Consider the following 971-nt stretch of genomic DNA (forward strand, 5'->3'; position numbering starts at 1 on the left):
GGAGGGCGCGGCGGGGACCGCAGGCTTGGGGGCGGACTTCTTCTTGCGCGCGGACTTCTTCGCGTCGGACTTCTTGACGACGGACTTCTTCGTGTCGGGCCTCGTGGCCTCGGGCCTCTTGACGTCACGCTTCTTGACGTCAGGCTTCTTGGCGTCACGCTTCTTCGCGCCGGAGTCTCTTGCGCCGGATTTCTTAGCTTCGGGCTTGTTCATGCCGGGCTTCTTCGCGTCCGGCTTCTTCGTGCCGGGCTTCTTCGCGTCCGGCTTCTTCGTGTCGGACTTCTTCGTGTCGGACTTCTTCGTGTCGGACTTCTTCACGAGACGGTGCTCAGCCTTCGCGGTTGCATCGGCGAGCGCCAGAATCGCCTCCGTCGCCGCCCGCTCGATGCGGCGAGGCTTGTCTTCGAGCTGTTTCTTGGTGACTGTGCCGGCCCTCTTCGCGTCCTTGATGAGGGGTGCGAGTTTGGTGGCCTGTTTGTCGGGGAGCGTCTTCGAGAGCTTGGTGGCCTTCCGCGCGGCCGTCAGGGCGGAGTCCGCTGCCGCTGTGGCACGGCGGGTCTTGTCCGTGGGTGACATGTGTTCCTCACTCGGTCGAAGGCGCAGGAGCGCTGCGATCCCCGGATCATAGTGGGTGCGAGGAAACAAACGGTATCGTCACGGGGACGCCGAGGTGCGGATCTCTCTGGCAATGCACGGGGTGGCACCCGGCGGGTTCCGTGCAAGCATGCCTAGGCTGACGGGATCCCCTCGGAGGCCATATGAAACAACGGTCCTCGGCATCGATCTCCCAGACGTCGGCGGCACCCCTCGCAATCGCGACCGCGATCCTTCTCGTGCTCGTGATCAGCGGTGCAACCCTGCTTGGCAACGGCGAAGCGGGCGCTGCCGTCGCGCCCACCGGCCAGCCGACGGCGTCGAGCACGCCGAGCCCGCGGAGCAGCGGCCCGATACCGAGCGGTCAGGCCTCACCC

General features: G+C 65.8%; 1 protein-coding gene and 1 pseudogene. One reads left to right on the top strand and one right to left on the bottom strand.

Going from position 1 to position 971, the window contains the following annotated elements; genetic code table 11:
- Positions 1-576 (bottom strand): annotated as a pseudogene (locus tag ACI3KU_RS18955) (hypothetical protein); the annotation flags it as partial.
- A 182-nt stretch (positions 577-758) separates the two neighbouring features.
- Here ACI3KU_RS18955 and ACI3KU_RS18960 point away from each other — a divergent pair.
- Positions 759-971: hypothetical protein (locus tag ACI3KU_RS18960; RefSeq protein WP_404923890.1), on the top strand; the 213-nt coding region annotated here is incomplete at its 3' end.

Source organism: Microbacterium sp. ZW T5_56 (genome assembly GCF_044987425.1).
GTDB lineage: Bacteria > Actinomycetota > Actinomycetes > Actinomycetales > Microbacteriaceae > Microbacterium.